This window comes from Viridibacillus sp. KH_047 (assembly GCF_057838945.1).
Genome location: NZ_CM174479.1, coordinates 2,876,892 through 2,899,261 on the forward strand (window position 1 = coordinate 2,876,892; position 22,370 = coordinate 2,899,261).

Sequence of the window (22,370 nt, forward strand, 5' to 3'; positions counted from 1 at the left end):
CAATAAATCCCCCTACATCAAAATAATTACAAATACTATACGAATACTACAAATAATAAGTTTCAATTTTTTCATGCCGCATACAAAAGTTTGGATTTTATTTTTGTATGATTGAAATGGATTCAAAAAGGTGGACGGATATGTTAGGTCGATTTGACCACCAGGGAAACTAATATCACCTGGTTGTTTTCTCAAAGTGAATGAACGTACTTCAAAAAGCACATGCTTCTTCATCCACTTGAACTAATGGAATCAAAACCACTGAACAAAAAACTGTTTCCTCCCCCTATAAATAGGGATTGGGATTGCATTCCCGTCGGCATTACAGAATCCTCGCTGTTAAAACTCAAATTGTATACTTCTCATACTCAAAAACCACTCTTCCATTGAATGAGTTCTCCATTAATACTGATTACCGTTTACACTTTTTTCAAAGAGAAAGTCTGGTAAGGAACCAATCTTTTACTTTACCGGCGCGAAGTACTACTACAACTGGCAGATTCTTTTAAAAACTAATCCAGTTATCAAGTAAATATTCTCCTTTAATTCCATTATTCGAATTATCCCAAATTCAATCTACTCCATCTTCCTGCCCATTTATTCATTTAGATCAATTTTTTCTTTCATTACAGATACTAATTCCAACAAATATTCTCATTAAAACTCCATAATAAAAACCAGGGAATTCGTTTGTGATTCCCCACTTTTTTGATATTATTTCAACTGTTATTTTAATTTTGAATTTCTAAAGAAAACCGTCAGCATTTTATAGTGTACATCTTCATTTTAACTCGACGCTGATGTAGCAGCAGCATGGTCAGCCTTCACACAATCAATTGCGACAACGAGTGCAATAATGATGGCCTCCATCTCTTCATTCAATATTTGAACCTTATAGCTATCGCCCCAAGTGAACCACTCCTTGCTCACTTTACCGATGACTTCACCATACTGTAAGACCTGAAAGTCCATATCCCACCAGTTACCATGTACCTCAATGTCTGCGGCATCAATTGTATAGCGTGCTTTAAAGAAAGAAAACTCCTTCTTAATCGTTAACACTTCTCGACCATTGACCTCAACAAAAAACTTCGGTAAAAAACTGAATACCTTTTTCGTAATAAGTGCGACTTCATCTCTTGTTGTATTCATAATGGAGAAAGTCTTTGGAATTTGCATAAAACTGCCCTCCACATAATAGACATCCTTCTCCTGCTGATCCTTTACCGTAAATTTGCCACTTAGGCTGAATACCTTCTGCTTTATAAAAAGTTGCTTCATACTAGGCCCCCTTCGATATAGCATATTACTAAAACACCGATTTCATCATAGATATTAATAGTGATTGAAATCGTTTTTTGAATTTTGTTCAAGAAAATTTGCTTAAGAGAAAAAATATTTTCAACGCATTATATCGAAATACCTTCTTAACGAAAAAAGGTATACAAGTAAAAAAGTATGCATACCTTGCTCAACATATAAAAAACCGCACTTATTTATGGTACGGTTCAGTGTATCACTCTAACGACGAATTTTAAGGGGCAGCCTTTTAGGGGACCTGTCGAAACCAATGCTCTGAATCTCTTATTTACTTAAAATTGTAAGAGATGCCTGTTAAGCTTTCCGAAACACTCTAAAGCTTGTCTGAGATGTTAGCGTCGTATAATCCTTCGATGATAACGTCTCTCTTAGGATAGCCTTTCCTACCTCCATTACCATCTGGACCGATATATTCCCCTCCCTTTAATGTTAGTTCTGTCACGGCATACAAGGTGGGTAACGCCCCCATATCTGCCGGTTGACTTACTAGATTTTGAAGAAATGAACGAATATATTCGCCCCATGCTTGGCGGTCGGTTCTTGGAAATTGCGGTTACTGTCTTCGGACTTTATGCATTTAACTTCGGCAAGAAACGGCGGCACATATATAAAACTAAACTGGACAACTTTTAAAGAACTGCTGCTTGATCCCCACCGGTGTTAAGTAGCATAGTGTTCCGTGAATTCGAATATTGTTAAACCAATGAACGTAATCATAACTCATCGTCCTTGAATAAGGTGAGCCTATCTTATTCAATTAATTCATGACCAAGAACGCAAGAAAACTAACTGGCTCATAAAATGAGTCAATTAGTTTTATTAATACACGGTTATTTTTCAAAAATTTCGTGAAGCACTTCGTTAGCACTGCTGTTGTTAAGATTTTTGTGAATACAGCTAGTTGGTTTTTCACGTAAGGTTTCGGCAAAAGCCTTTGCCATTTCAATTTCTCCGGCCACATGTATCTCCTTCCAGCCACGCTCTTTCTTCAATCGTTCTACAATTTCGCCCATCCCTTTATAGAATCGACCCAAATTCTCTTTCAGCCGAGGCTCTAAAGCACCTGCTTTGCTGCTTCCAATGCCAGGATGATTGTCAGGAGTCACTTTTTTTCGATTTCCCCATTCTTCCAGATTCGGTTCGAAATCGTAAATAAGTTCATCATTTAAGAAGCCCATTGCTGTATCTAGAATACGTACCTCCCCAAAGCTTGGTAAGATAATGCCCGCATCTGGATAAGCCTTGTACATGTATTCCATTTCTTCAAGTACCGGATGATCCTCCCAGTGAAAACTCGTTTTCACCTGTACTTGGACATAGTGGACCGACCACAAACTTGGATTGTCCGAAGCAAAAATAACGACTCCTTTTCGCAATTCATTCGAATGGTCATCTATTTCTTTAACAACTTTATCTTTCACTGTTTTAAATGCTTTAAGTTCATCCTCATTTTTAGAAGCTGTTATATACTCTTCCATTCGCTTTAAACCACTTTTTAAATGAATTTTCCATGCACCTTTCAGCTGATCCGGATCAGCTGGATTAGTATTTAAATACACACTCAACACACAACGTTCGTTACACTTAAATTCTTTTAGGGTCTGTAGCTCTTTACTTATTGACATAAATTCAGTAACCTCCTTAAGTTTTACATCTATATAAGCTTACCCAATTAACATACCCAGACACGCTGATTCTAAAACGAATCAGAAACTACATTAAAGAAATTGCAAAATAAATTAGGATGAGAAAAATTAAATTCTTACTCTGATTAAATTGGAGACATATTAATTGTGCAGAAAAGGAAATATAGAGAAGGTATTAGCTGTAAATGAAAAATTTTCAAACTAATTACAAAAAGAAAAAAGTACTGCAAGATTGAGAAAATCTCTCCTTAGCAGTACCCCATTTCATCTAAAAATATTATGGTTATATAAATAATCGTAGGAAATATCAATAAATAGGTATTCATTCACATTTACCGGTATAGAGAAAGTACGTGTCAATTCTCCTGTGTCAATATCGCTATATAAGTCAGATAAAACACCACTTTGGTCATTTCGCATTTCAATGATTGTTTTTAAGAAGTATGGACGCCAGCTCCAATTTTTATTAACCGCTTCTTCTTGTATATGCCATTTCTTATCGATATACATGATATTAGGTGATGTTTGAAAGCCCTCACCATCACATATATAAAGTCGGAAAGAATATGCATCGAGTTCTTTGGCAAGCGCTAGAAGTTGGTCCGTATTGTCGCTCGAAGGCTTCATACGTTGTACGGATTTCTCTAATGTATTTTGCAAAGTTTTTAATGCATTGTAATTATCTTCTAACAAGCGCTTTTCTGTTGAGATAAACTGCTGACACCGCTCTTTAAAACTTTTCTTTAATTGATCCCGTGGAATTGTTCCTGTATGTACATCAGCTAGATATTTTCCTTGATAATAACGTCCTCCATTTTTCCACGCAAATTGAAGTTTGTATTCTTTATCAATACCCTCAAATAACATATTAGCACCAATTTTACGCGCTAATTTACCAAGTGATGTGAACAAATCATTTTGCTCACCCCAAGATTGATAACTCAATTGCTCTATATTTAACTTCAAAATATTAGGAGACAAGGTTTTAATATAGTCCCAATGACTTTCAGAACCAACCTGATTAATAGCAATTTTCATACCATAAGTTTGAAAATAACGAATGATATTATTTAGCTGTCTGAATTCACCATTAAAATTATGCTCTGAAATTACAAGAACAATTCGACTTAGCTCTTCCTCGGGTATGTATTTTTTTATAATTTCAAAAAAACTTTCCCCATAGTCAAGTATTAACAAGTTCGCATTGCACGGTAGATAAATATCGAAATTTTTTGATTCTACCGCTAATTGGGAAAGAGCCAAATGCAAAATTTTATGCTCTACTTCCACCCGGTACTCTTCAGGAATATCGTCATCGTAGGCAAATGTATTTAAATTTATAAGCTCTTCTTTATCTATAAGCTTGCCAGAGACTTCATATGCAATAACAACATGCTCGTCTGCACTAAAAATGGGCTGGTAGTATACCTTCAATTTCTCTAAGTTTGTTAATACATCAATTGCGTCCATCCCATAGACCTCCTTAACCGATTGACCATAAGACAATCTTGAAATCATGAAACAATTATCTTTTTTGAAAACAATTATCTCTATTTTCATGATATGCCGTCATACAGGAATATGCAAATGAACTCAATGAAACTTTTACCAAAATAAAATGGAACACAATTCAAAAAAACGTTTCACCAATAAAAGCTAGATCATGTGCTAAATACATTTAACTAACTCATATTTAAGTTAAATTCCGCATGAAGTAAAGCTTACACTACTTTCTTTCACTTGCATTATTTACAGTACATTTTGTACAAGTTACACCTGCATAAGTTTATCATACACTATAGAAAGATTTTAAATTCTAAAAGAGCATTCGTTGTGCACTTATGATGATGGGTCTTTATTTTTTTTGAGACATATTGATTAAAAAAATTAACATGTAAACTTTAAAAATTAATAAAACCATATGAACTTCTTTTTATTTCGTCATTACACATTATTAACATGTCACTCATACCTCAACTTCTGATAAATACATGAATAATTACTTAATTTAAGGCGAAAATATAATCAAACTAGTTGAAAGTGGTGTGTGCATGAATTTCCCTATTATCCATACAAATTTTTGGGATGCAGTTATTGCCATTCCGATAATAATAATTATTACTCAACTAATTAAAATCGTTTATCATACTCCTTCAAAATTTGTACCTACAATTGCGTTATTCTTTGGTTTAATAATTTCTATTTTCATTAGTCACAGACATGATTTACTAGCTGGTGTATTTATGGGGTGGTTTTACGGATATGCAGCTGTAGGAAATTATGCCGCTTTAAAAAGCGCTTTTATTAGTTACAGAAATTCAGGTAAATAACACAAAATTCATAAAAGAAGATGGCGTCACTTTACCATTAAATCGGCTTTTTCATTGAATTATCTTAAATGTAATTAATAGAAACTATTGTTTTTTATCTGAAGGAGGGTAATGCATTGAATGATAACTTTAATATAAATTTAGATGAAATAATAAGTTCTGCAATACCTGGAACAAAAAATTCCGACAAAATTGAGATTCTTGCGGCGACTGTTAGAGTAATATCCGATGCTTTATTCGCTCTGGCCCTTGTCGAGGAGGTAAATGAAGTTCAGGAAGAGGCACAGACAAATACAAAGAACCAATCAAATAATAATCGCCAATTGAAAAATATGCAAAAACAATTAGATTTTATAGTTGCGCAATTAGCTAGATTAGAGCGGAAGATTGATAGAAACTAAATATACCCTTACACATAATACATACTTCCCTAAAAATTTGAACAAAAAAACGCCAAGATTGACGTAAATCTCGGCCTAGTACATTTACTATTTTGTTCAAAAAACTAATGTGATTTTAATGTCTTAATGTTCACTGAATCATTTAAACCGAGGAAAATTTACTGTTTTACAGTTCGCCAACTAATCACAGGAACGCCAAAATGCCTTTTAATATTTCTCTCCAAATTCTTAAATGTTGCATCTAGTGGATCATTGTTTGTACCTTTAATGCAACGTGATGTGAACATATGGCAATTGTTTCTAATAAGATGGTAACCATTGTGCGTATTTCTTGCTGCTATCGCTCTTCTAGCAATTGCTGGGTCATGCAAGACATTACCGTTCATATCGCAAGCTACATATAATTCTGTTCCAGAACGTACAGATGAGCCATTTAAAAAATTATAGTAATCTACTTCGATAATTTTTTCGTTACCATTCAACTCTATAACTCTTTTATTACCAACATAAATACCAGTATGATCTGGTGTACCGATTATCGTATTTGGAAGTCCTAGTAATTTGCAATACACTATACTACCTGCAATAGGTTCTACACGCTTGAGTATGTGAGCACTTACGAACCTTCTCCATTTTGGATTATTAAATGCCATAAAATTTACCTCCCTCCGATTCAAAATGAGCCAAAATCAATTGACTTATCATTAGAGGGTTTAAAGCTTTTTAACATATTTGGAGTTTGCTGTTACATATGTTCCACTAATTGTTTTATACATTGCAGAACCACCTACAAGAACTTTTTTTTCAATTGTTAACTTTACTCCTTTTTTTACTGTACCAGTTGGATTTGACCATCTTGGACCGTCGTAGTAATTCAATACGTTTGCTAACACTTGGACTTGGAAAGTTTTGTTTGTTATAGGCTTTGAAACTGTAGTAATTTTTGTTTTTGAAACTAATTTACGAAATGTTACCCAAGTATAAGCCGCTTTACCACTTCTCATTTTAGATGGACAGTTTTTACCACTCCAATGATTGTGTTGCACAACATTACTGATGGCGATTTTTTCGTCTTTCATAATTTTAGCAACTAGAATGGCAGTATTTTCTACTGCTTTTTTGTAATTTCCATCTTCATTTACACAAATTTCAATGTGAATGGAGTTTGCATTTCCATCGCCATTTCCATCCCCTGCAGCCCAACACTGTACGCTATGATCAAATGATTGTACAGCTTCCTTATCGTCTACTGTCCAGTGCCAAGAAGCAGCACGGCTATTTCCCATTGCTTGTAAACGAGCATGTGCATTTGCATTAGCAGTTTTTCTTGTATTATCTGTCTCGTGGATAGTAATCCATTTGCGACCGTTTCCTGTCCCACTTGTTACTTTATTTGTGACTGATTGTGAAACTAAGTGTTTTCTTATTATGACCATTTATCTTTCAGCTCCTTTGATATGGATTCTTGTCCCTAGTAAAAGATTAATTGCAGTGTCATTACTACATATTAAATGCTGAACCTATCACTTTTGTGAAAAATATGAGTTTGAAGCCTACTTTTAAACTTTTAATAGGTTAATTACTGGTAAAACAGTGGTCAAAATTTTCATACATGACACGGCATGCTTATTTTAGTAGTTAGAGATATCACGTAAGCATGACAAGTCACGATTTATTCTTATCCTCCTTTACTTGTTACATAGAGTTTACAAACTTAAAGAAAGAGTTTTTTCATAAAAAAAGACCCAAATGCATTGAAGCATCTGGGTGTTCTTTACGAATGTAATAATTCTAAATTATATAAGGTAAGTTCTTTCTTTTCTTGTTTTAGTATTTTATCCAAGTTTTCTACTTTTTGCTCTTCTATCATTTCACCAGTTACAAGATCGTATTTTTCAAGAAAATAAACGTCCTTTTTCCGGTTATTTAAATAAAATAGTGATTGTCCTCTAAAATCGACTTGCTCAAATTCTGGATGAAATGTACCAGTAGGTCGGTTAAGTCGAAACTTTTTTTGGATAACATCATTTGAAGTATTGTATGAATATACTTCCCCTAACCCGTTAATATAATATAATTCCTGATTATGAAGATGCGTTGAATTATCAAAGTTAAAAGGTAAAGAGTTCGATACAATTTCTTCACTTCGATACTCAACGAGGTTTTTTACACCTAAAGTGAATGTTCGTTTATTGATGGTTGCAAGCAAAATATCTTCTTTTGCATCGTCTTCAAAATATGATAGGACAATATAATAATTTTCCTTATCTTCTAAAATAGATGAGATTGGATCCAATTCTTCAGCATGTGGTAAAGGTACTGATGCTAATTGTCTTATATTTACCTTGTTTTTTAAAGTAACAGATTTCAAATCAAAGCTTCCTTTGACTAGATCTTGAGTTAAAACAATTATTTCATCTTTCATAGTACCTGCTGTTGCTACATAAAACGGTAAAGAAGCTGTTTTAAAGCCTGATGAACTGCCATATCGTACGCCAGTATCATAATCTGCATTTTCACTAAAACCAGTGTTATACAAACTAAAAAAGATTGCTTCTGAAGAAAGATATCCAGATAGCGTATTGCGAATTTCATCACGTTCCATCGGAAATTGCTGTGCGTTTTCCCCTAATAGATAAACACTTTTTTTGGCATCTAAGTATAATTGCTCACCATTGTACTTACTCGCTCCAAATTCCATTCCAGCCATTTCCATTGCAGAGGCAGATCCTTTTTTATCGATAAATATCGCCATACTTTTTCCAGTTCCTTTTTCTAGCTGTTCTGTCGGTGATGATGCATAAAGAATGGCTCTTTTATCTGCTAAGAATTTAGGTTCTTCCATTGTTTGTTGTTTGATAAATATGGATTTTTTTTGATTTGTAGCCGATACATGAAGAAATGCATATAGCCCTAAACCAATCACCATTAAACTTGTGATGGCTACTATCAACTGCTTTTTCATCTGGACCTCCTGTTTTGCTATGTATGAATTTTAAAATTGTAAAAAATAATAGCCGTAGTTTACTTAGATAATCATACTAAAATTTCTCACATTTTACTATAAATAGTGAACCAAAATGCACTTTATACATCTTTACTACTTTGAAATAATAATTAATTCAGACCGGTTCAGTATTAGTAACGGGAAAAAAAACATATACCCGCTATTCTTTACCTATTAGAAATCAACTTAAACATTGTTTTTCATTTCCAAATAAAATAAAGTGAATATATGGCATATTGAGGGTGAGGAACCTATATGAGAACACTTTATACAATTGGAGAAGTATTAATAGATTTCATCCCAGAACAACGAGGTATCCTGTTAAAAGACGTAGCTTCATTTAAAAAAATGGCGGGTGGAGCCCCTGCAAATGTAGCGGCAACTGTAGCCAAACTCGGAGGAAACGCTTCATTAATTAGCCAAGTAGGAGCAGACGCTTTCGGTCAATTCTTAATTGACGCATTACAGCAATTAGAGGTAAACACAAATTTAATAAAAGTAACAAAAGAGGCAAACACAGCCCTTGCATTTGTGTCTTTAACTGACGACGGAGAACGAGATTTTTCCTTTTATAGAAATCCATCTGCCGATTTGTTATATAAAGAAGAATACATAAAATCAGAATGGTTCACACCTGGTGACTTATTGCATTTTTGTTCTGTTGATTTAGTTGAAAGTCCTATGAAAAAAGCCCATAAAAAAGCTATTTCCTATGCGCGTGAAAATGGTACTTTGATTAGCTTTGATCCAAATGTTCGACTCCCTCTATGGGATTCAAAAGCAAATTGTAGAGAAACTATATTAACATTTTTACCTTTTACAGATATAGTGAAAATTTCAGATGAAGAATTAGATTTCATAACTGGTATCAATGAAGTAGAGACTGCTATTGAATCTTTGTTTATAGGTCATGTAAAAGTTGTGATCTATACAAAAGGTGCTAGTGGCGCGACTCTTTTCACAAAGGATTCATCCTTCAGCGTTCCAGGTTGTGATGTTAACGTGCAAGATACTACTGGGGCTGGTGACGCATTTATTGGTGCATTCTTATATAAGCTATTAACAAGTAATGTTGAGCTGAATGAATTAGTTAATTATTGTAGACAATCCGCTGACGAATTATTGACCTTTGCCAATCAGTGTGGGGCATTAACTACAACTAAACAAGGAGCATTTGCTGCTCTACCGACATTAGAGGATATTCAAAAACGCTTTAAAAAATAAGAATCGTGTAAAAAGAGATGGTTAAAGTGATTCATAAAATCACTTTTATTACACCTCTTTTAACTTATTATCCAACTCAATTTGAGGGTTAATCTTTTTTAAGTATGTTACAAATCCACTCTTATCCTTGGGAGAAACAAGTGCCATGCCATAATCAGTTCCATAACTAATTTCAATGCGATCAAATGACAGCGCAGAAGAAGCTAATGGATTCTTCGTTCTGGTAATCTTTTTAATATCCTTTATTGGAATTCTCTTTTTTAACGGTCCGCTTTGGATTATCAGTAGTTCGTTAGAGATTCTATATCCCGTAGTAAACCAACTCCATTCTAGAAAAAATGCTAGTGGAATAGTAAAAAATAGAGCTTCATAATCTCTTTGAATTGCTACGGGTAGAAAACAAGATAATATAACACCCCAATTAATAACTCCTACCCAAACATCTTTTTTAGATGGAAAATACATTCGACTCACCGCCCTTCATTAACTATTCTACGGGTGATATGAACTATTAGTTTCAAATAATTACAATTAACCACTTAATACCCTAATTCTATGTCTTCTTTCAATCAAAAAAACGACTCCTACATATAGGAATCGTTTTTTTAGTTATTCATAACTTTACCGTAATAATACTTTTCGTACCAAGCTAGGAAATCGTCTCTTTTAATAACATTTAAGACACATGGTGTTTTTTCTTGACGCTCCATTTTTATTAGTTCTTCAGGAAATTCTTCTTCAACTGACAATGTCATATAAGGGAGTTTAGCTTGGGCTTTTTGAGAGCGAATGTTTTCTACTCTAGCACCAGCAAATACATACTCTAACTTAAAATGATTAAACGCTATAAGTAGTATCTTTTCTTTTGCCTGCTCATTATATCCAAGGCCCCAAAAAGGATCCGCAATCCAAGTTCCGATATGGCATAACTTCTTTTCATGCTCTATATCTTTGAGTGTCGTAACACCTACAATTTCAGAAGTATCATTTATAATTACACGCGATAATTGTTGATTCTCTCTTTCTGCAAGTTGCATGCCACGAATAAAATTGAGTACTCCATTAACAGACGTTTGACAATCATTCATACCTAGTGCATTTTTCACTAATTCCGAACTGATTAATGATGATATTTTTTCAGCGTACATGACATCATGTGGTACAAGTCTAATTCTGTCCATAGACGATCTCCTTTCTAATATGCCATTTGTTATTTATAAATATATAAGATTTTTTAAGCCTTTACATTTACCATCTTTTTTAGGGTTGCTGAATTACTTTTTTCAAATTAATGATGAATTTTTTTTATTAGTACAATTATAAACAAATGTTCACAAATATTTCAATATTTTTTCGATATTTATATTGATATTCTTATTCAATCCATTAACCAATCATTTAATAGACATTCTTAACATTTTTAAATCTGCTTGTAGGATTTGAAAAAATGTCTATTCTTTGAATCATTTTGATTTTGACAATTAATTTTCATACTTAATGTATAGAACTTTTGTGATACGAGAAAAATAAATGAACAATCATATGAAGTATTCAAAAGGAGTTTTCTTGATGAAGGATTTCAATACAGCTGTATTCTTTATTGTTCTAAGCATTTCCCTTTTTGTATTTTCTATCGTAGCACCTATTCAGAGTTCTGTTGTTAGAGTTATCTTATTTCTGTTATGTATACAATTTATCTATCGTAGCATGCGTATATTCTCAGCAACTGAACATAAAAACGCAATGCACTAAACTAAAGATCATTAACACTAAAAAGGACTTCCAGTTTCAGAAGTCCTTTTACATTTACATATGAATTCTTTTATTAAATCTCTTCAAATGAAATATTATGTATACCTTGTAAATGACTGTTTTCTGTTGCATATCGTTGCAGCTCCATTCTAATAGAAGGCGCAATCCATACATCGCAGTCACAAAGGGATGCTGGTATATTTTGAATATGTAGTTCTCCACCGTTAAGCTTGAAATTTTGCACAACTAAAGCTGTTTTTTTTTCACAATCGCATTTCCCACAAATCATACAATCTCTCCTGTCATCATTTAACTACTCGAAAACCCTTGTAAAATCTACAAATCATTTTTCTGTTTCTTTTTACACAACCATATCATTATACTATAGAGAGACAAAAGTCACACTATAAATGTAAAATAAAATATAAAGGAACTAATTTTCAAAAATAATTGTTGTTAAAAATAACTTCTTTTGTATTTTTCAATTATCAATAAATAACTATAGAAATTTTAATAGTTAATAAAAAGACAGCACAGGATATTAATCCCAGCTGCCTTCTTCCTTTATATATTTATCCTTTTTTTGTAGCACGAGCTTCTGTCATCTGTTTCCATACTGAACCCTTTGCTTCCTCACCTTGCGAAATACGAGCAATTGCCATTTTCACTTGTAGTTTAACTTCAAATTCACTGTCATCACTTGCTTCTTCAAGAGATTTTAGAGAGGCTTCTGTACCCGTTTCATACAAGTACATGGCAGCACGCCAACGGACAAGCTTGTTGCGGTCTTTAAGAGACTCCATCATTGCAGATTCAAACTCTACAAAACCTAAATCACTAATGCAATCCCCTGCAGTTCTACGTACGGAAGAGCTCTTATCATTTAAAGCTTGTACTAACAAAGGTACAACTGCCACATCTTCGATCATACCTAAATAGATAGTTGCTAAACGACGAATAGACATCTTTTCATCTTGTAACGCTTTTTCAAGTAAAGGTAAATCTTCAATTTCTGGATCTGCCATTTGATCTAACAGTTGGAATCGAAGTTCCCAATCATCTACTAAAAATTCTTCTAAAGAAACTTTTCGTTTACGTGTTTCAACAACGTCTTTTTTCTCTTTACTAGCCAAGATCAATTCATCAATACGTTGTTGAGGGAAAGAAGCTTCCAGTTCTGCTACAACGCTATCACCAATCTCCTGTTTATCACCGTAACGAACACCATAGTCTACCCATTTACGTTCATAAATGTAGTTCTCATCTGTACTCATCGCCTCATTAAAAGCATTGATAAATCGATCTGCTAGTCCAAAACGTTTTTCCGCAATACTATCAAACACTTTGACTTGTAAAGGGATACCTTTAAACATTTGAACATGTACGTACACTTCTCCAAAATGTTCATCCATTTGTTGTTCACTTTTCTTTGCTTTTTCATCTTCACCAAATGCAATGCGAACAGCTGCTAATATACTTTCCCAGTCATATTTTGCAATACGTTCAACTGCTAGGAAATCTGCTACGTGATAGACACCTTTGACGCCTTCGATTGCTAGTATGTCCTGTACTTCTTTTGGCGCATCCGTTTTATTGGCTTCGTTATAGTTATGTGCTTTCCCAAATGGTAATTCATGATCTAGAACGATTTTCATTGTATTTGGACTTGGCGTTGGTTCTATTGTTAAAATTTTCATTTATAATCCCCCTCTTATTGGTTCACAATGTCCTGTAAGTATTCCCATCGTTCAATAAGGTGCTCATACTTTGCATTTAGTTCTTCCAATTCAGCTGTTAATTGTTGAAGCTTTGTGAAGTCCGAACCCGCTGTAGATACACCTTCTTCTGCATCCATAATCGCTTCTTCTAATTTTGCAATATCAACTTCTATTGTTTCCCATTCTTTTTGCTCTTTAAATGAAAGTTTTTTCTTTTGTGTTTTCACTTTTTGTTCTTTTGGTTTATCAACTTTTTCTTCTTTCACAGGTGCCGGTGTAGCTCCAAGTGCTGCCAAATATTCACTGTAGATGTCTAGACTTTCGTCAACTCCACCTTGTCCATCCAATATCCATAGCTTTTTCGCAATACGATCTAAGAAGAAACGGTCATGGGAAATGGTCACTACAACACCTGGGAATTGTTCGATAAAGTCTTCCAAAACAGAAAGCGTTTCGATATCTAAATCATTTGTAGGTTCATCTAGTAAAAGTACATTAGGTTGTTCCATTAACAATTTCAATAGATAAAGACGTTTTCGTTCTCCACCAGAGAGCTTTCCAATCGGTGTTCCATGTGTATGCAATGGGAATAAAAAGCGTTCTAACATCGAGGCAGCCGAATGATGTTCTCCTTCTGAATCTTGAATATCATTAGCTGACTCACGAATATACTCAATCATACGTTGATTGTCATTCATTTGTGGTAATTGTTGTGTAAAATGAGCAATACGGACTGTTGAACCCACTTCGATTCGACCTTGATCAGGTGCAATTTCACCAGCAAGCATTTTCAATAGTGTACTTTTCCCTGCTCCATTTGCACCGATAATACCTATGCGATCACCTTGCTGTAAAAGGAATGAAAAATCTTTAATGATATGACGTTCACCAAATGATTTTGTGACACTCTCTGCCTCCAACACTTTTTTACCTAGTCTTGATGTTGCTAAACCAAGCTCAAGACCACCATCATCTGAATTACGGTCAATATTATCAGATAGTTCTTCAAAGCGCTGGATACGGGCTTTTTGCTTAGTTGAACGGGCTTGTGCTCCGCGACGAATCCATTTCAACTCAGATCGATAACGGTTGCGCATTTTCGCTTGAGTAGCAACAGCCATTTCTTCGCGAATCGCTTTGGATTCTAAATAGTCACCATAATTACCTTTATGCTTGTACAATGTTTGATCTGCGAGTTCATAGATATGCGTGGAAATTTCATCAAGGAAATAACGATCATGGGTGATGAAAATGACTGCACCTTTTAAACGTAGTACCATCTCTTGTAGCCATTCAGTTGATTGCACATCCAAATGGTTGGTAGGCTCATCTAGTAAATATAGATCTGCAGGTTCAATTAGTACTTTCGCTAAAGCTACACGCTTTTGTTGACCACCAGATAGATTGGTTACTTGTTCATCAAACATTTCAATACCGAGCTTTGTCAGGGCTGTTTTCGCTAATGCATTGACGTCCCATGCTTGCTGTGTATCCATTTCTTGCTGTAAACGGAATAACTGCGTTTGTAGTTGTGATGATTCTGGATTTTTGCCGAGTAAAGAGAGTGTATCTTCATAATCACGGTTTAATTTTAAAATCGGTGAATCTCCCGAGAATACAGCTTGTAATACTGTTTCATCTTGAGCAAATTCTGGATTTTGAGGTAAATGTGCGATGCGATATTTGTTTGGATGATCTTTGTCAATTTGGTCTGCATCAAGGTCTCCAGCCAGTATAGACATAAGGGTCGATTTACCCGTGCCATTGATGCCAATTAAACCTGCACGCTCACCGCTATAAATAGTAAAGTCAATATTTTTGAATAGAGTTTTATCTCCGACCGTTTTTGTTAAGTTAGATATAATTAAATGGCTCATAATTCCCCGTCTCTTTCATTTTTAAGCTGTTTTAAAAAGCATACCATAAATTCATGTCGTTCTTTAGCCATCTGCTTACCTTTTGTTGTTGTCATTAGATCTTTTAGTAATAATAGCTTTTCGTAAAAGTGTGTGACAGAAGCTGTTTCCTTATTGCGATAGTCTTCAATAGACATATTTTCACGTGCCTCTTCTTGGTCATCATAGAGTTTACGACCTTTAGCCCCGCCGTAGGCAAATGTTCTTGCAATCCCTACCGCTCCGATAGCATCTAAGCGATCTGCATCACGTACGATTTGCGCTTCAATGGATGCGGCTTCTAATTGGTTGCCTCCATTGTATGATACAGAAGCAATGATTTCTCGAATTGTTTGTTGTCTTTTTTCTGAAATATTAAGCTGTTGTAATATTCGTAGTTCATTTTCTTTTGTATCTGTATATTTCGAATCACTTACATCGTGCAATAAAACTGCGAGTTCTACTAATTCAATATCAGCTGAAGGTTCTGTTTTTAATATTGCTTTTGCATTTTGCATAACTCGTTCAATATGTTGCCAATCATGACTTGCATCAAACTGATTATAAATATCTTTTACCATTAGCTCACATTGTTCTACTATTTTCAATTTTGTTCCTCCTAAATAAAACAGCTACCTTCTATTATAAAGGTAGCTAATCACTTTGTTTCTATTTATTTTATTATAATGCTTGTTCTAAGTCTTCTAGTAAATCTTCTACGTCTTCAATACCTACTGAAATGCGTACAAGTCCATCTACTATCCCCAGTTCAGCACGACGTTTTGCAGGAATAGAAGCATGTGTCATACGCGCTGGGATGGATATCAAGCTTTCTACTGCACCAAGACTTTCTGCTAATGTAAAATAACGTAACTTCGAGAGCATTTCTTCTGCTTTTTCTGCACTTCCTACATCAAAAGAAATCATACCTCCAAAGCCAGTTGCTTGTGTCTTTTGTAATTCATGACCTGGGTGATTTATTAATCCTGGGTAATATACTTTGCCTACCTTACTTTGTTGTTCCAAAAACTCTGCTATCCTTTGCGTATTTGAATTTACTTCTTCTACTCGAATTGGTAAAGTTTTTATTCCACGCATTAGTAACCACGAATCCTGAGGCCCTAATATTGCACCTACAGAGTTTTGAACAAAGTGTAATTGTTCTGCTAGTTCTGCATTATTTACAACAACAAGACCTGCTATTACATCACTATGTCCACCAATATACTTTGTTGCACTATGAAGAACAATATCTGCTCCAAGTGTGATTGGCTGTTGTAAATAAGGGGTTAAAAAAGTGTTATCTACAATCGTTAGTAGTTGGTACTGTTTTGCTAAAGTACTGATCTGCTTTATATCTGTTATTTTCAGCAATGGGTTTGTTGGAGTTTCAATATAGATAGCTTTTGTATTAGGTTGTATTGCATCTTCTACAGCCTGAATATTAGCTGTATCCACAAAAGTTGCCTCAATACCAAAACGATTTAAAACTTTTGTAAAAACTCTAAAAGTTCCTCCGTAGACATCATCAGTGACAATAATATGATCTCCTTGTTTTAAGAGCATAACTACTGAGCTTATAGCAGCCATTCCTGAACTAAAAGCAAATCCTGCATGTCCATTTTCAAGCTTACTAATCAAAACTTCTAATGCATGGCGTGTTGGATTTCCTGTTCGAGAGTATTCATAGCCACGAAATTTACCAACAGCATCTTGTTTATAGGTGCTTACTTGATAAATAGGGGTTGATACTGCACCAGTTGTTTCATCGCCAACAATACCAGCATGAATGAATTTTGTTTTTGCTCTCATTTAGACAGACCCCTCTTCAAATAATTCGTATATAGATTGACTTAAATAGCGTTCACTCGAGTCAGCAAAAACAGTAACAATATTACTTCCTGGTTTTGCTATTTGTGCTTCAAGTAGAACAGCGTGGAAAGCGGCTCCAGCTGAACTCCCTACAAGCAAGCCTTCTTTCTTGGCTAACTCTTTTAATGCGTGGAAAGCATCCTTATCTTGAATTGTATGAATGGCATCAAAATAAGATTTTTCCATATAATCAGGTAAAAACTCCATTCCAATCCCCTCTGTAACATGGGATGCTGCCCTTCCTCCATTTAATATGGAGCCAACTGGTTCTACAATGACTGTTTTCAAAGTGGCTTTTTGTCTTTTTAAGTAACGAGCTGTTCCCATGAAAGTACCACCAGAACCTGCCCCTGCTACAAACACATCAAGGTCACCATCTAAATCTTTCCAAATCTCAGGACCAAGTGTATATTCATATGTTGCAGGGTTTGCGGGATTGGAGAACTGTGATGGTGAAAAGGAATCCGGTATTTCTTCAAGCAGTTCATTTACCTTTTTAATAGCGCCATGCATTCCAAATGCTGTTGGTGTATTGATTATTACTGCACCTAAAGCTTTCATTAATGTTTGTTTTTCTTGACTGAATTTTTCAGGAACAACGAATATCACACGATAATTTTTTCCTATTGCAGCAAGTGCTAAACCGATTCCCGTATTGCCAGCAGTCGCCTCAATTATCGTACTACCTGGGCGTATTACACCTCGATTTTCCGCGTCCTCCAATAATGAAATACCAAGACGATCTTTGACACTTCCACCAGGATTTAAATACTCTAATTTCGCAAATATACGACAATTATTAGGAATCTTAATATGGGTAATCTCCATTAAAGGTGTATTGCCTATTAATTGTTGAACATTGTTATACAAAGCCATATTTAATCCACCTTTTAAACACTTTTTATAAATCATTTTTTGATTGCTTCCATATACCAAACATAATCGTTTAATTGTTCAAACTTAACGTCAAAACTTGCTTGTTGAAACATTATTTGTAGTTTTGGAATTGTTGTATAATACTCCCGTTCTAGATCATCAGCGACTTCATGGAAGCCACGAGCCCTCTCCTTAGTTATCATTGCTTGCTTATGCTCTTCAGTTGCAAATGCTGTATCTGCAAAAATTATTTTTCCTCCAGGTTTTAATAGCTTGGAATAGGATTTTAAAGCTTCTTGTTTTTCCTCATCCGTTAAATGATGAAACACGTAGGTACTAACGATTGAATCTATATGTTTAATTTCTATTTCGAAGTTTTGTAAATCACCGTCGATAAGATGAACATTTGGACATCTTTTCGTCGTAATTTCACGCATAGTCTCATGCGGTTCGATACCAATAACTTCTCTTCCTGCGGCCACCAATTTAAGCGTCAAATTTCCTGTGCCAGTTCCAAATTCAATTACGGTACCTGTTGAAGCATTCGCAACTTTTTCTAATATACTTTCATACCCTTCGAAAACATCTCGATATTCTTTATGCTGACCAGTTACGGATGCTTCGTATGACTTCGCCCATTCATCGAAGAGATAAATAAATTCCCTTCCCATTCTTTTTCCCCCAATCTTTATTAACCTTATATAAATACTTGGTATTAAGTTTATAGTTTACCTTCAAAATTAGTCATAATACTTTTCTCCACTATATGACTCACTAATCTTATTGGTGAAAACTTTTTTTAATGGAATACAAATAAAAAAAGAGTTGTCTAAAATTGATTTTAAATCAAAAATTAGACAACTCCTCATTCAACTCAATACTTAAAATAGTCCAACAGCATTTCCTTCAGCATCGACATCCATTTTCAATGCTGCTGGAGCTTTTGGTAAACCAGGCATAGTCATAATATCTCCTGTTAAACAAACGAGGAACTTGGCACCTAGTTTAGGGATAACTTCTCTTACTGTTACTGTAAAGTTTTCTGGACGACCTAATAAGGTTGGTTGGTCAGATAAAGAATACTGTGTTTTTGCCATACAAATCGGTAGTGTATCCCAACCGAATTTTTCGATTTGTGCTATTTGTTTTAGGGCTTTATCTGTAAAGTGAACATCCATTCCCCCGTATACCTTTTGAACAATTGTGCGGACTTTTTGTTCAATTGGTGCCGAGACATCGTAAAGTGGCGTGAAGTTATTTTCTTCGTTAATAACAGATAGTACTTGTTTAGCTAATTCAATACCACCTTTGCCGCCTTCTTCCCAGACATTCGTACGTGCTATTTTCACATTGTTTTCTCTACACCAATTTAAAATAACAGAAAGTTCTTCTTCTGTATCTGTGATGAAGCGATTTAATGCGATTATAGGTTCAACACCGAAGTTACGAATTGTATCCACATGCTTAGCTAAATTTTCAATCCCTTTAGTAATAGCTTCTACATTTTCTGCTTTCAATTCGGTTTTAAGTGCTCCTCCGTGCATTTTCAATGCACGAGCTGTGGCAACAATTACAACTGTACTAGGTTTGAATCCACCTTGCATTGCTTTAATATTCATAAATTTCTCAGCACCTAAATCTGCGCCAAATCCCGCTTCTGTAACGACTATGTCCGCTAACTTACGTGCTGTATTTGTTGCCGCTATCGAATTACATCCGTGTGCAATATTAGCAAATGGTCCACCATGAATAATAGCTGGGGTCCCTTCTATTGTTTGAACCAAATTAGGCTTAAACGCATCTCTTAACAATAATGTTAGGGCACCTTCTACTCCTAAATCACGAACAAACACTGGTTCACGCTGATACGTGTAGCCAATGACAATATCAGAAATACGTTTTTTTAAATCTTGTAAATCTTTTGCTAAACAGAAGATAGCCATAATCTCTGAAGCTACAGTTATATCAAAGCCATCTTCTCGTGGTGTTCCTTGCACAGGACCACCTAAACCAATAACAATATTACGAAGTGCTCGATCATTCATATCTAAGCATCTTTTCCAAATAATTCGTCGTGGGTCTATTTGCAACACGTTACCTTGATGGATATGATTATCTATTAATGCAGCAAGGGCATTATTTGCAGTAGTAATTGCATGGATGTCTCCAGTGAAATGAAGATTGATATCATCCATCGGCAATACTTGAGCGTAGCCACCACCAGTTGCCCCGCCCTTCATACCCATTATCGGACCAAGTGAAGGTTCTCGTAATGCAACGATAACTTTTTCATTTAGTTGGTTAAGTGCATCAGCAAGTCCTACGGTCACAGTTGATTTACCTTCGCCTGCAGGTGTAGGGCTAATCGCTGTTACAAGAACGACTTTAGCTGAAGATGTGTTTTTGTTTAGTTTTAATGGATTGATTTTCGCTTTATAGTTTCCGTAAAGTTCCAGTGCTTCTTGTGGAATACCTGCTATTTCTGCAATCTCCGTAATAGGGCGCATTGTAGCATTTTGTGCAATTTCTAAATCTGATAAAGGTTGAGCGGTTTTAGACACAGCAGATCCCTCTTTCGTTTACATTACTCATTTTCTAGTGTTGAAGGTAATGAGATGTAAATCTTATAATTTTCTATCTAAGACTATTATAAAATACTTTCCCCAACAAAACATTTGCTTATTCGACAATCAATTGACAATTTTTATCAAGAGCAACGGCTATGAACTGCACCCCAAATTTTAGACAAAATCTAAAATTTGAAGTGCTTTTATTTTGATTAAATTTACAATCGAATAAAAATTAATGAAATATCACGCTACTTAAATTTTCAATTCTTTTCTCTCTAGAGGCATCATCTTTCGGGAAAGCCATTACTCGTTCTCCTTTTGAAAAGTTTAATTTAGGAGAGATCTCTTCAATTGTTCCTACTACATCCAACTCAAGCATTAAATGAAAATTACCTTTCCCTTTATTCCCTCTACGTTTCGTTTTTTAATATCTGCATAACACTCGAATATGCTGCTTTATCAACACTTCATTTTTACCTATTTTCGGAAAAGCAACACCTGTATATGTAAAGACACTAGCATCACCAAATTCATTTTGAATTAAAACTTTCATTTTCTGTCCCCCTTCCAACAATTTCAAGCCGCTCACATTTATATCAACAAGAAAATTCAATGGGAGTTTGCATCGTTAACAAAAGTAGCGTCTTTTTATTTTTCTTTTGCTTTTTGCACCTCAAGTAACTCTGAAATAGTTACAAATTTATATCCCTTATTTTTGAGTTTTGGTAGGATTTCTTCCAATGCTTTTATAGTTTGTTCTCGATTTCCACCTCCATCATGAAAAAGGACTATATTTCCTTCCTTTGCACCTTTTAACACAGTATCTACAATTTTATTAACACCAGGATTTTTCCAATCCATTGTATCTTGATGCCAAGACCACATAACCACTTTATACCCTTCCTTTACAATTGCCTCTATCATCCCATCAGTGTATTGTCCTTCGACAGGTCTGAATAATACGGGAGAATAGCCACTAATTCCATAAATCGTTTCATGTGTTTGTTTTATTTCTTTCAATAAATTCGGTATATTAGTTTTTAACGGATGTGTATATGTGTGAATTGCTAATTCATGCCCATCTTCATACATTCGTAAAACGACTTCGGGATTCTTTTCTGCATTTTCACCCACAATAAAAAATGTTGCTTTTGCATTGTATTTGGCAAGTAAATCTAAAATCTCAGGCGTGTATTTTTTATGAGGGCCATCATCAAACGTCAAGGCAATAATTTTTTTTTCCGTATTTATTTCCCAAACAATCTGCCCTGCTTGTTCGTAGTACTTTCTTCCTTTATCCGCGGAAGTATTCAATGTGAAATAAAATATCGAGATAAAAATAACACATACTGACAAAATCATAATAGTTCGTTTCAATTTTTTTCACTCCCACAATAATTTCTTTATTTATTATTTGTGAATCTAACAAAAAAATACATTGAATAAGTCATAAAGCGAAGGAAAAATCGGGAAAATTCGGCTTTCTTCATGTCGAAATTTGCTTAGCGTATGTTTTGTACTTTTTGTTGGTAATTCAGGCATTGTTGCAACAATAAAAGGAACATGTTCAGCCGCGAATCCAATTTTTTGTGCAACCACAACAACAATTCCCTTGTTAATCAATGCAATATTACTTTGCTAATGGTGTGTCATCCACTATCCTATTTGCCCTAAAGCACCCGTTCGTATTTTAAGGTAAGCCAGAGAGATCTGGTTGACTATTTTCAAAATGCATATAATCCACTTCAAGCACTTCTGC

At 34.7% G+C, this 22,370-nt stretch carries 23 protein-coding genes and 1 pseudogene; 4 read left to right on the plus strand and 20 right to left on the minus strand.

Annotated features, from left to right (window positions below):
- Positions 1–147: 147 nt before the first annotated feature.
- The 5 genes and pseudogenes from AC3IS5_RS14205 to AC3IS5_RS14225 all read right to left on the minus strand — a co-directional run.
- Positions 148–323: pseudogene (locus AC3IS5_RS14205) on the minus strand (NUDIX hydrolase); the annotation flags it as partial.
- 463 nt (positions 324–786) lie between these two features.
- Positions 787–1,281 (minus strand): LURP-one-related/scramblase family protein, encoded by a 495-nt coding sequence (locus AC3IS5_RS14210; RefSeq protein ID WP_489425009.1) that lies wholly within the window; start codon positions 1,279–1,281, stop codon positions 787–789.
- A 652-nt stretch (positions 1,282–1,933) separates the two neighbouring features.
- The gene (locus tag AC3IS5_RS14215; RefSeq protein WP_489425010.1) at positions 1,934–2,044 is read right to left on the minus strand and encodes an IS3 family transposase; all 111 of its coding nucleotides are present in this window, start codon (positions 2,042–2,044) and stop codon (positions 1,934–1,936) included.
- 106 nt (positions 2,045–2,150) lie between these two features.
- Positions 2,151–2,945: a VLRF1 family aeRF1-type release factor gene (locus AC3IS5_RS14220; RefSeq protein WP_489425011.1), complete on the minus strand. Its 795-nt coding sequence runs from the start codon at positions 2,943–2,945 to the stop codon at positions 2,151–2,153.
- Between the two features lie 285 nt (positions 2,946–3,230).
- Positions 3,231–4,436: an EAL-associated domain-containing protein gene (locus AC3IS5_RS14225; RefSeq protein WP_489425012.1), complete on the minus strand. Its 1,206-nt coding sequence runs from the start codon at positions 4,434–4,436 to the stop codon at positions 3,231–3,233.
- 581 nt (positions 4,437–5,017) lie between these two features.
- Between AC3IS5_RS14225 and AC3IS5_RS14230 the strand changes: the two genes are divergently transcribed.
- Both AC3IS5_RS14230 and AC3IS5_RS14235 read left to right on the plus strand, forming a co-directional pair.
- The gene (locus AC3IS5_RS14230) at positions 5,018–5,296 is read left to right on the plus strand and encodes a hypothetical protein (RefSeq protein WP_489425013.1); all 279 of its coding nucleotides are present in this window, start codon (positions 5,018–5,020) and stop codon (positions 5,294–5,296) included.
- Positions 5,297–5,412: 116 nt separating this feature from the next.
- On the plus strand, positions 5,413–5,697 hold the full coding sequence (locus tag AC3IS5_RS14235; protein ID WP_489425014.1) for a hypothetical protein: 285 nt from the start codon (positions 5,413–5,415) through the stop codon (positions 5,695–5,697).
- 158 nt (positions 5,698–5,855) lie between these two features.
- Here the strand turns inward: AC3IS5_RS14235 and AC3IS5_RS14240 are convergent, their stop codons facing one another.
- The 3 genes from AC3IS5_RS14240 to AC3IS5_RS14250 all read right to left on the minus strand — a co-directional run bounded on the left by AC3IS5_RS14240 (position 5,856) and on the right by AC3IS5_RS14250 (position 8,662).
- Entirely contained in the window at positions 5,856–6,350 is a 495-nt protein-coding gene (locus AC3IS5_RS14240) for a hypothetical protein (protein ID WP_489425015.1), read from the minus strand.
- Positions 6,351–6,410: 60 nt separating this feature from the next.
- A complete protein-coding gene (locus AC3IS5_RS14245; protein WP_489425016.1) occupies positions 6,411–7,133 on the minus strand; it encodes an N-acetylmuramoyl-L-alanine amidase in 723 nt (240 codons plus the stop codon).
- Positions 7,134–7,471: 338 nt separating this feature from the next.
- Entirely contained in the window at positions 7,472–8,662 is a 1,191-nt protein-coding gene (locus AC3IS5_RS14250; RefSeq protein WP_489425017.1) for a hypothetical protein, read from the minus strand.
- A gap of 297 nt (positions 8,663–8,959) precedes the next feature.
- Here AC3IS5_RS14250 and AC3IS5_RS14255 point away from each other — a divergent pair, with 297 nt between their 5' ends.
- A complete protein-coding gene (locus AC3IS5_RS14255; protein WP_489425018.1) occupies positions 8,960–9,928 on the plus strand; it encodes a carbohydrate kinase family protein in 969 nt (322 codons plus the stop codon).
- Between the two features lie 48 nt (positions 9,929–9,976).
- On the opposite strand, the gene AC3IS5_RS14260 is transcribed toward AC3IS5_RS14255, so the two are convergent.
- Positions 9,977–10,393: a PH domain-containing protein gene (locus AC3IS5_RS14260; protein ID WP_489425019.1), complete on the minus strand. Its 417-nt coding sequence runs from the start codon at positions 10,391–10,393 to the stop codon at positions 9,977–9,979.
- A gap of 140 nt (positions 10,394–10,533) precedes the next feature.
- On the minus strand, positions 10,534–11,109 hold the full coding sequence (locus tag AC3IS5_RS14265) for a GNAT family N-acetyltransferase (protein ID WP_489425020.1): 576 nt from the start codon (positions 11,107–11,109) through the stop codon (positions 10,534–10,536).
- A 388-nt stretch (positions 11,110–11,497) separates the two neighbouring features.
- Between AC3IS5_RS14265 and AC3IS5_RS14270 the strand changes: the two genes are divergently transcribed.
- Positions 11,498–11,680 carry a hypothetical protein gene (locus tag AC3IS5_RS14270; protein ID WP_489425021.1) on the plus strand — a complete coding sequence of 61 codons (183 nt, stop codon included), beginning with the start codon at positions 11,498–11,500 and terminating at the stop codon, positions 11,678–11,680.
- Positions 11,681–11,753: 73 nt separating this feature from the next.
- Here AC3IS5_RS14270 and AC3IS5_RS14275 read toward each other — a convergent pair whose 3' ends face one another.
- The 10 genes from AC3IS5_RS14275 to AC3IS5_RS14320 form a co-directional block, all read right to left on the minus strand.
- Entirely contained in the window at positions 11,754–11,969 is a 216-nt protein-coding gene (locus tag AC3IS5_RS14275) for a hypothetical protein (protein WP_489425022.1), read from the minus strand.
- A 283-nt stretch (positions 11,970–12,252) separates the two neighbouring features.
- Positions 12,253–13,377 carry a conserved virulence factor C family protein gene (locus tag AC3IS5_RS14280; RefSeq protein WP_489425023.1) on the minus strand — a complete coding sequence of 375 codons (1,125 nt, stop codon included), beginning with the start codon at positions 13,375–13,377 and terminating at the stop codon, positions 12,253–12,255.
- Between the two features lie 14 nt (positions 13,378–13,391).
- The gene (locus AC3IS5_RS14285; protein ID WP_489425024.1) at positions 13,392–15,275 is read right to left on the minus strand and encodes an ABC-F family ATP-binding cassette domain-containing protein; all 1,884 of its coding nucleotides are present in this window, start codon (positions 15,273–15,275) and stop codon (positions 13,392–13,394) included.
- Entirely contained in the window at positions 15,272–15,874 is a 603-nt protein-coding gene (locus tag AC3IS5_RS14290) for an HD domain-containing protein (RefSeq protein ID WP_489427900.1), read from the minus strand. Before AC3IS5_RS14290 ends, AC3IS5_RS14285 begins: the two co-directional genes overlap by 4 nt.
- Before the next feature lie 100 nt (positions 15,875–15,974).
- Positions 15,975–17,105: a bifunctional cystathionine gamma-lyase/homocysteine desulfhydrase gene (locus AC3IS5_RS14295; protein ID WP_489425025.1), complete on the minus strand. Its 1,131-nt coding sequence runs from the start codon at positions 17,103–17,105 to the stop codon at positions 15,975–15,977.
- Positions 17,106–18,041, minus strand: a complete 936-nt coding sequence (locus tag AC3IS5_RS14300; protein WP_489425026.1) for a PLP-dependent cysteine synthase family protein — start codon at positions 18,039–18,041, stop codon at positions 17,106–17,108.
- 32 nt (positions 18,042–18,073) lie between these two features.
- Positions 18,074–18,712 carry a class I SAM-dependent methyltransferase gene (locus tag AC3IS5_RS14305; protein WP_489425027.1) on the minus strand — a complete coding sequence of 213 codons (639 nt, stop codon included), beginning with the start codon at positions 18,710–18,712 and terminating at the stop codon, positions 18,074–18,076.
- Positions 18,713–18,922: 210 nt separating this feature from the next.
- Positions 18,923–20,602: a formate--tetrahydrofolate ligase gene (locus tag AC3IS5_RS14310; protein WP_489425028.1), complete on the minus strand. Its 1,680-nt coding sequence runs from the start codon at positions 20,600–20,602 to the stop codon at positions 18,923–18,925.
- A gap of 433 nt (positions 20,603–21,035) precedes the next feature.
- Complete coding sequence (locus tag AC3IS5_RS14315; protein ID WP_489425029.1) at positions 21,036–21,164, minus strand: hypothetical protein; 129 nt, start codon at positions 21,162–21,164, stop codon at positions 21,036–21,038.
- Between the two features lie 95 nt (positions 21,165–21,259).
- Positions 21,260–21,973, minus strand: coding sequence for a polysaccharide deacetylase family protein (locus AC3IS5_RS14320; protein WP_489427901.1), 714 nt, complete (start codon positions 21,971–21,973; stop codon positions 21,260–21,262).
- Between the last annotated feature and the right edge of the window lie 397 nt (positions 21,974–22,370).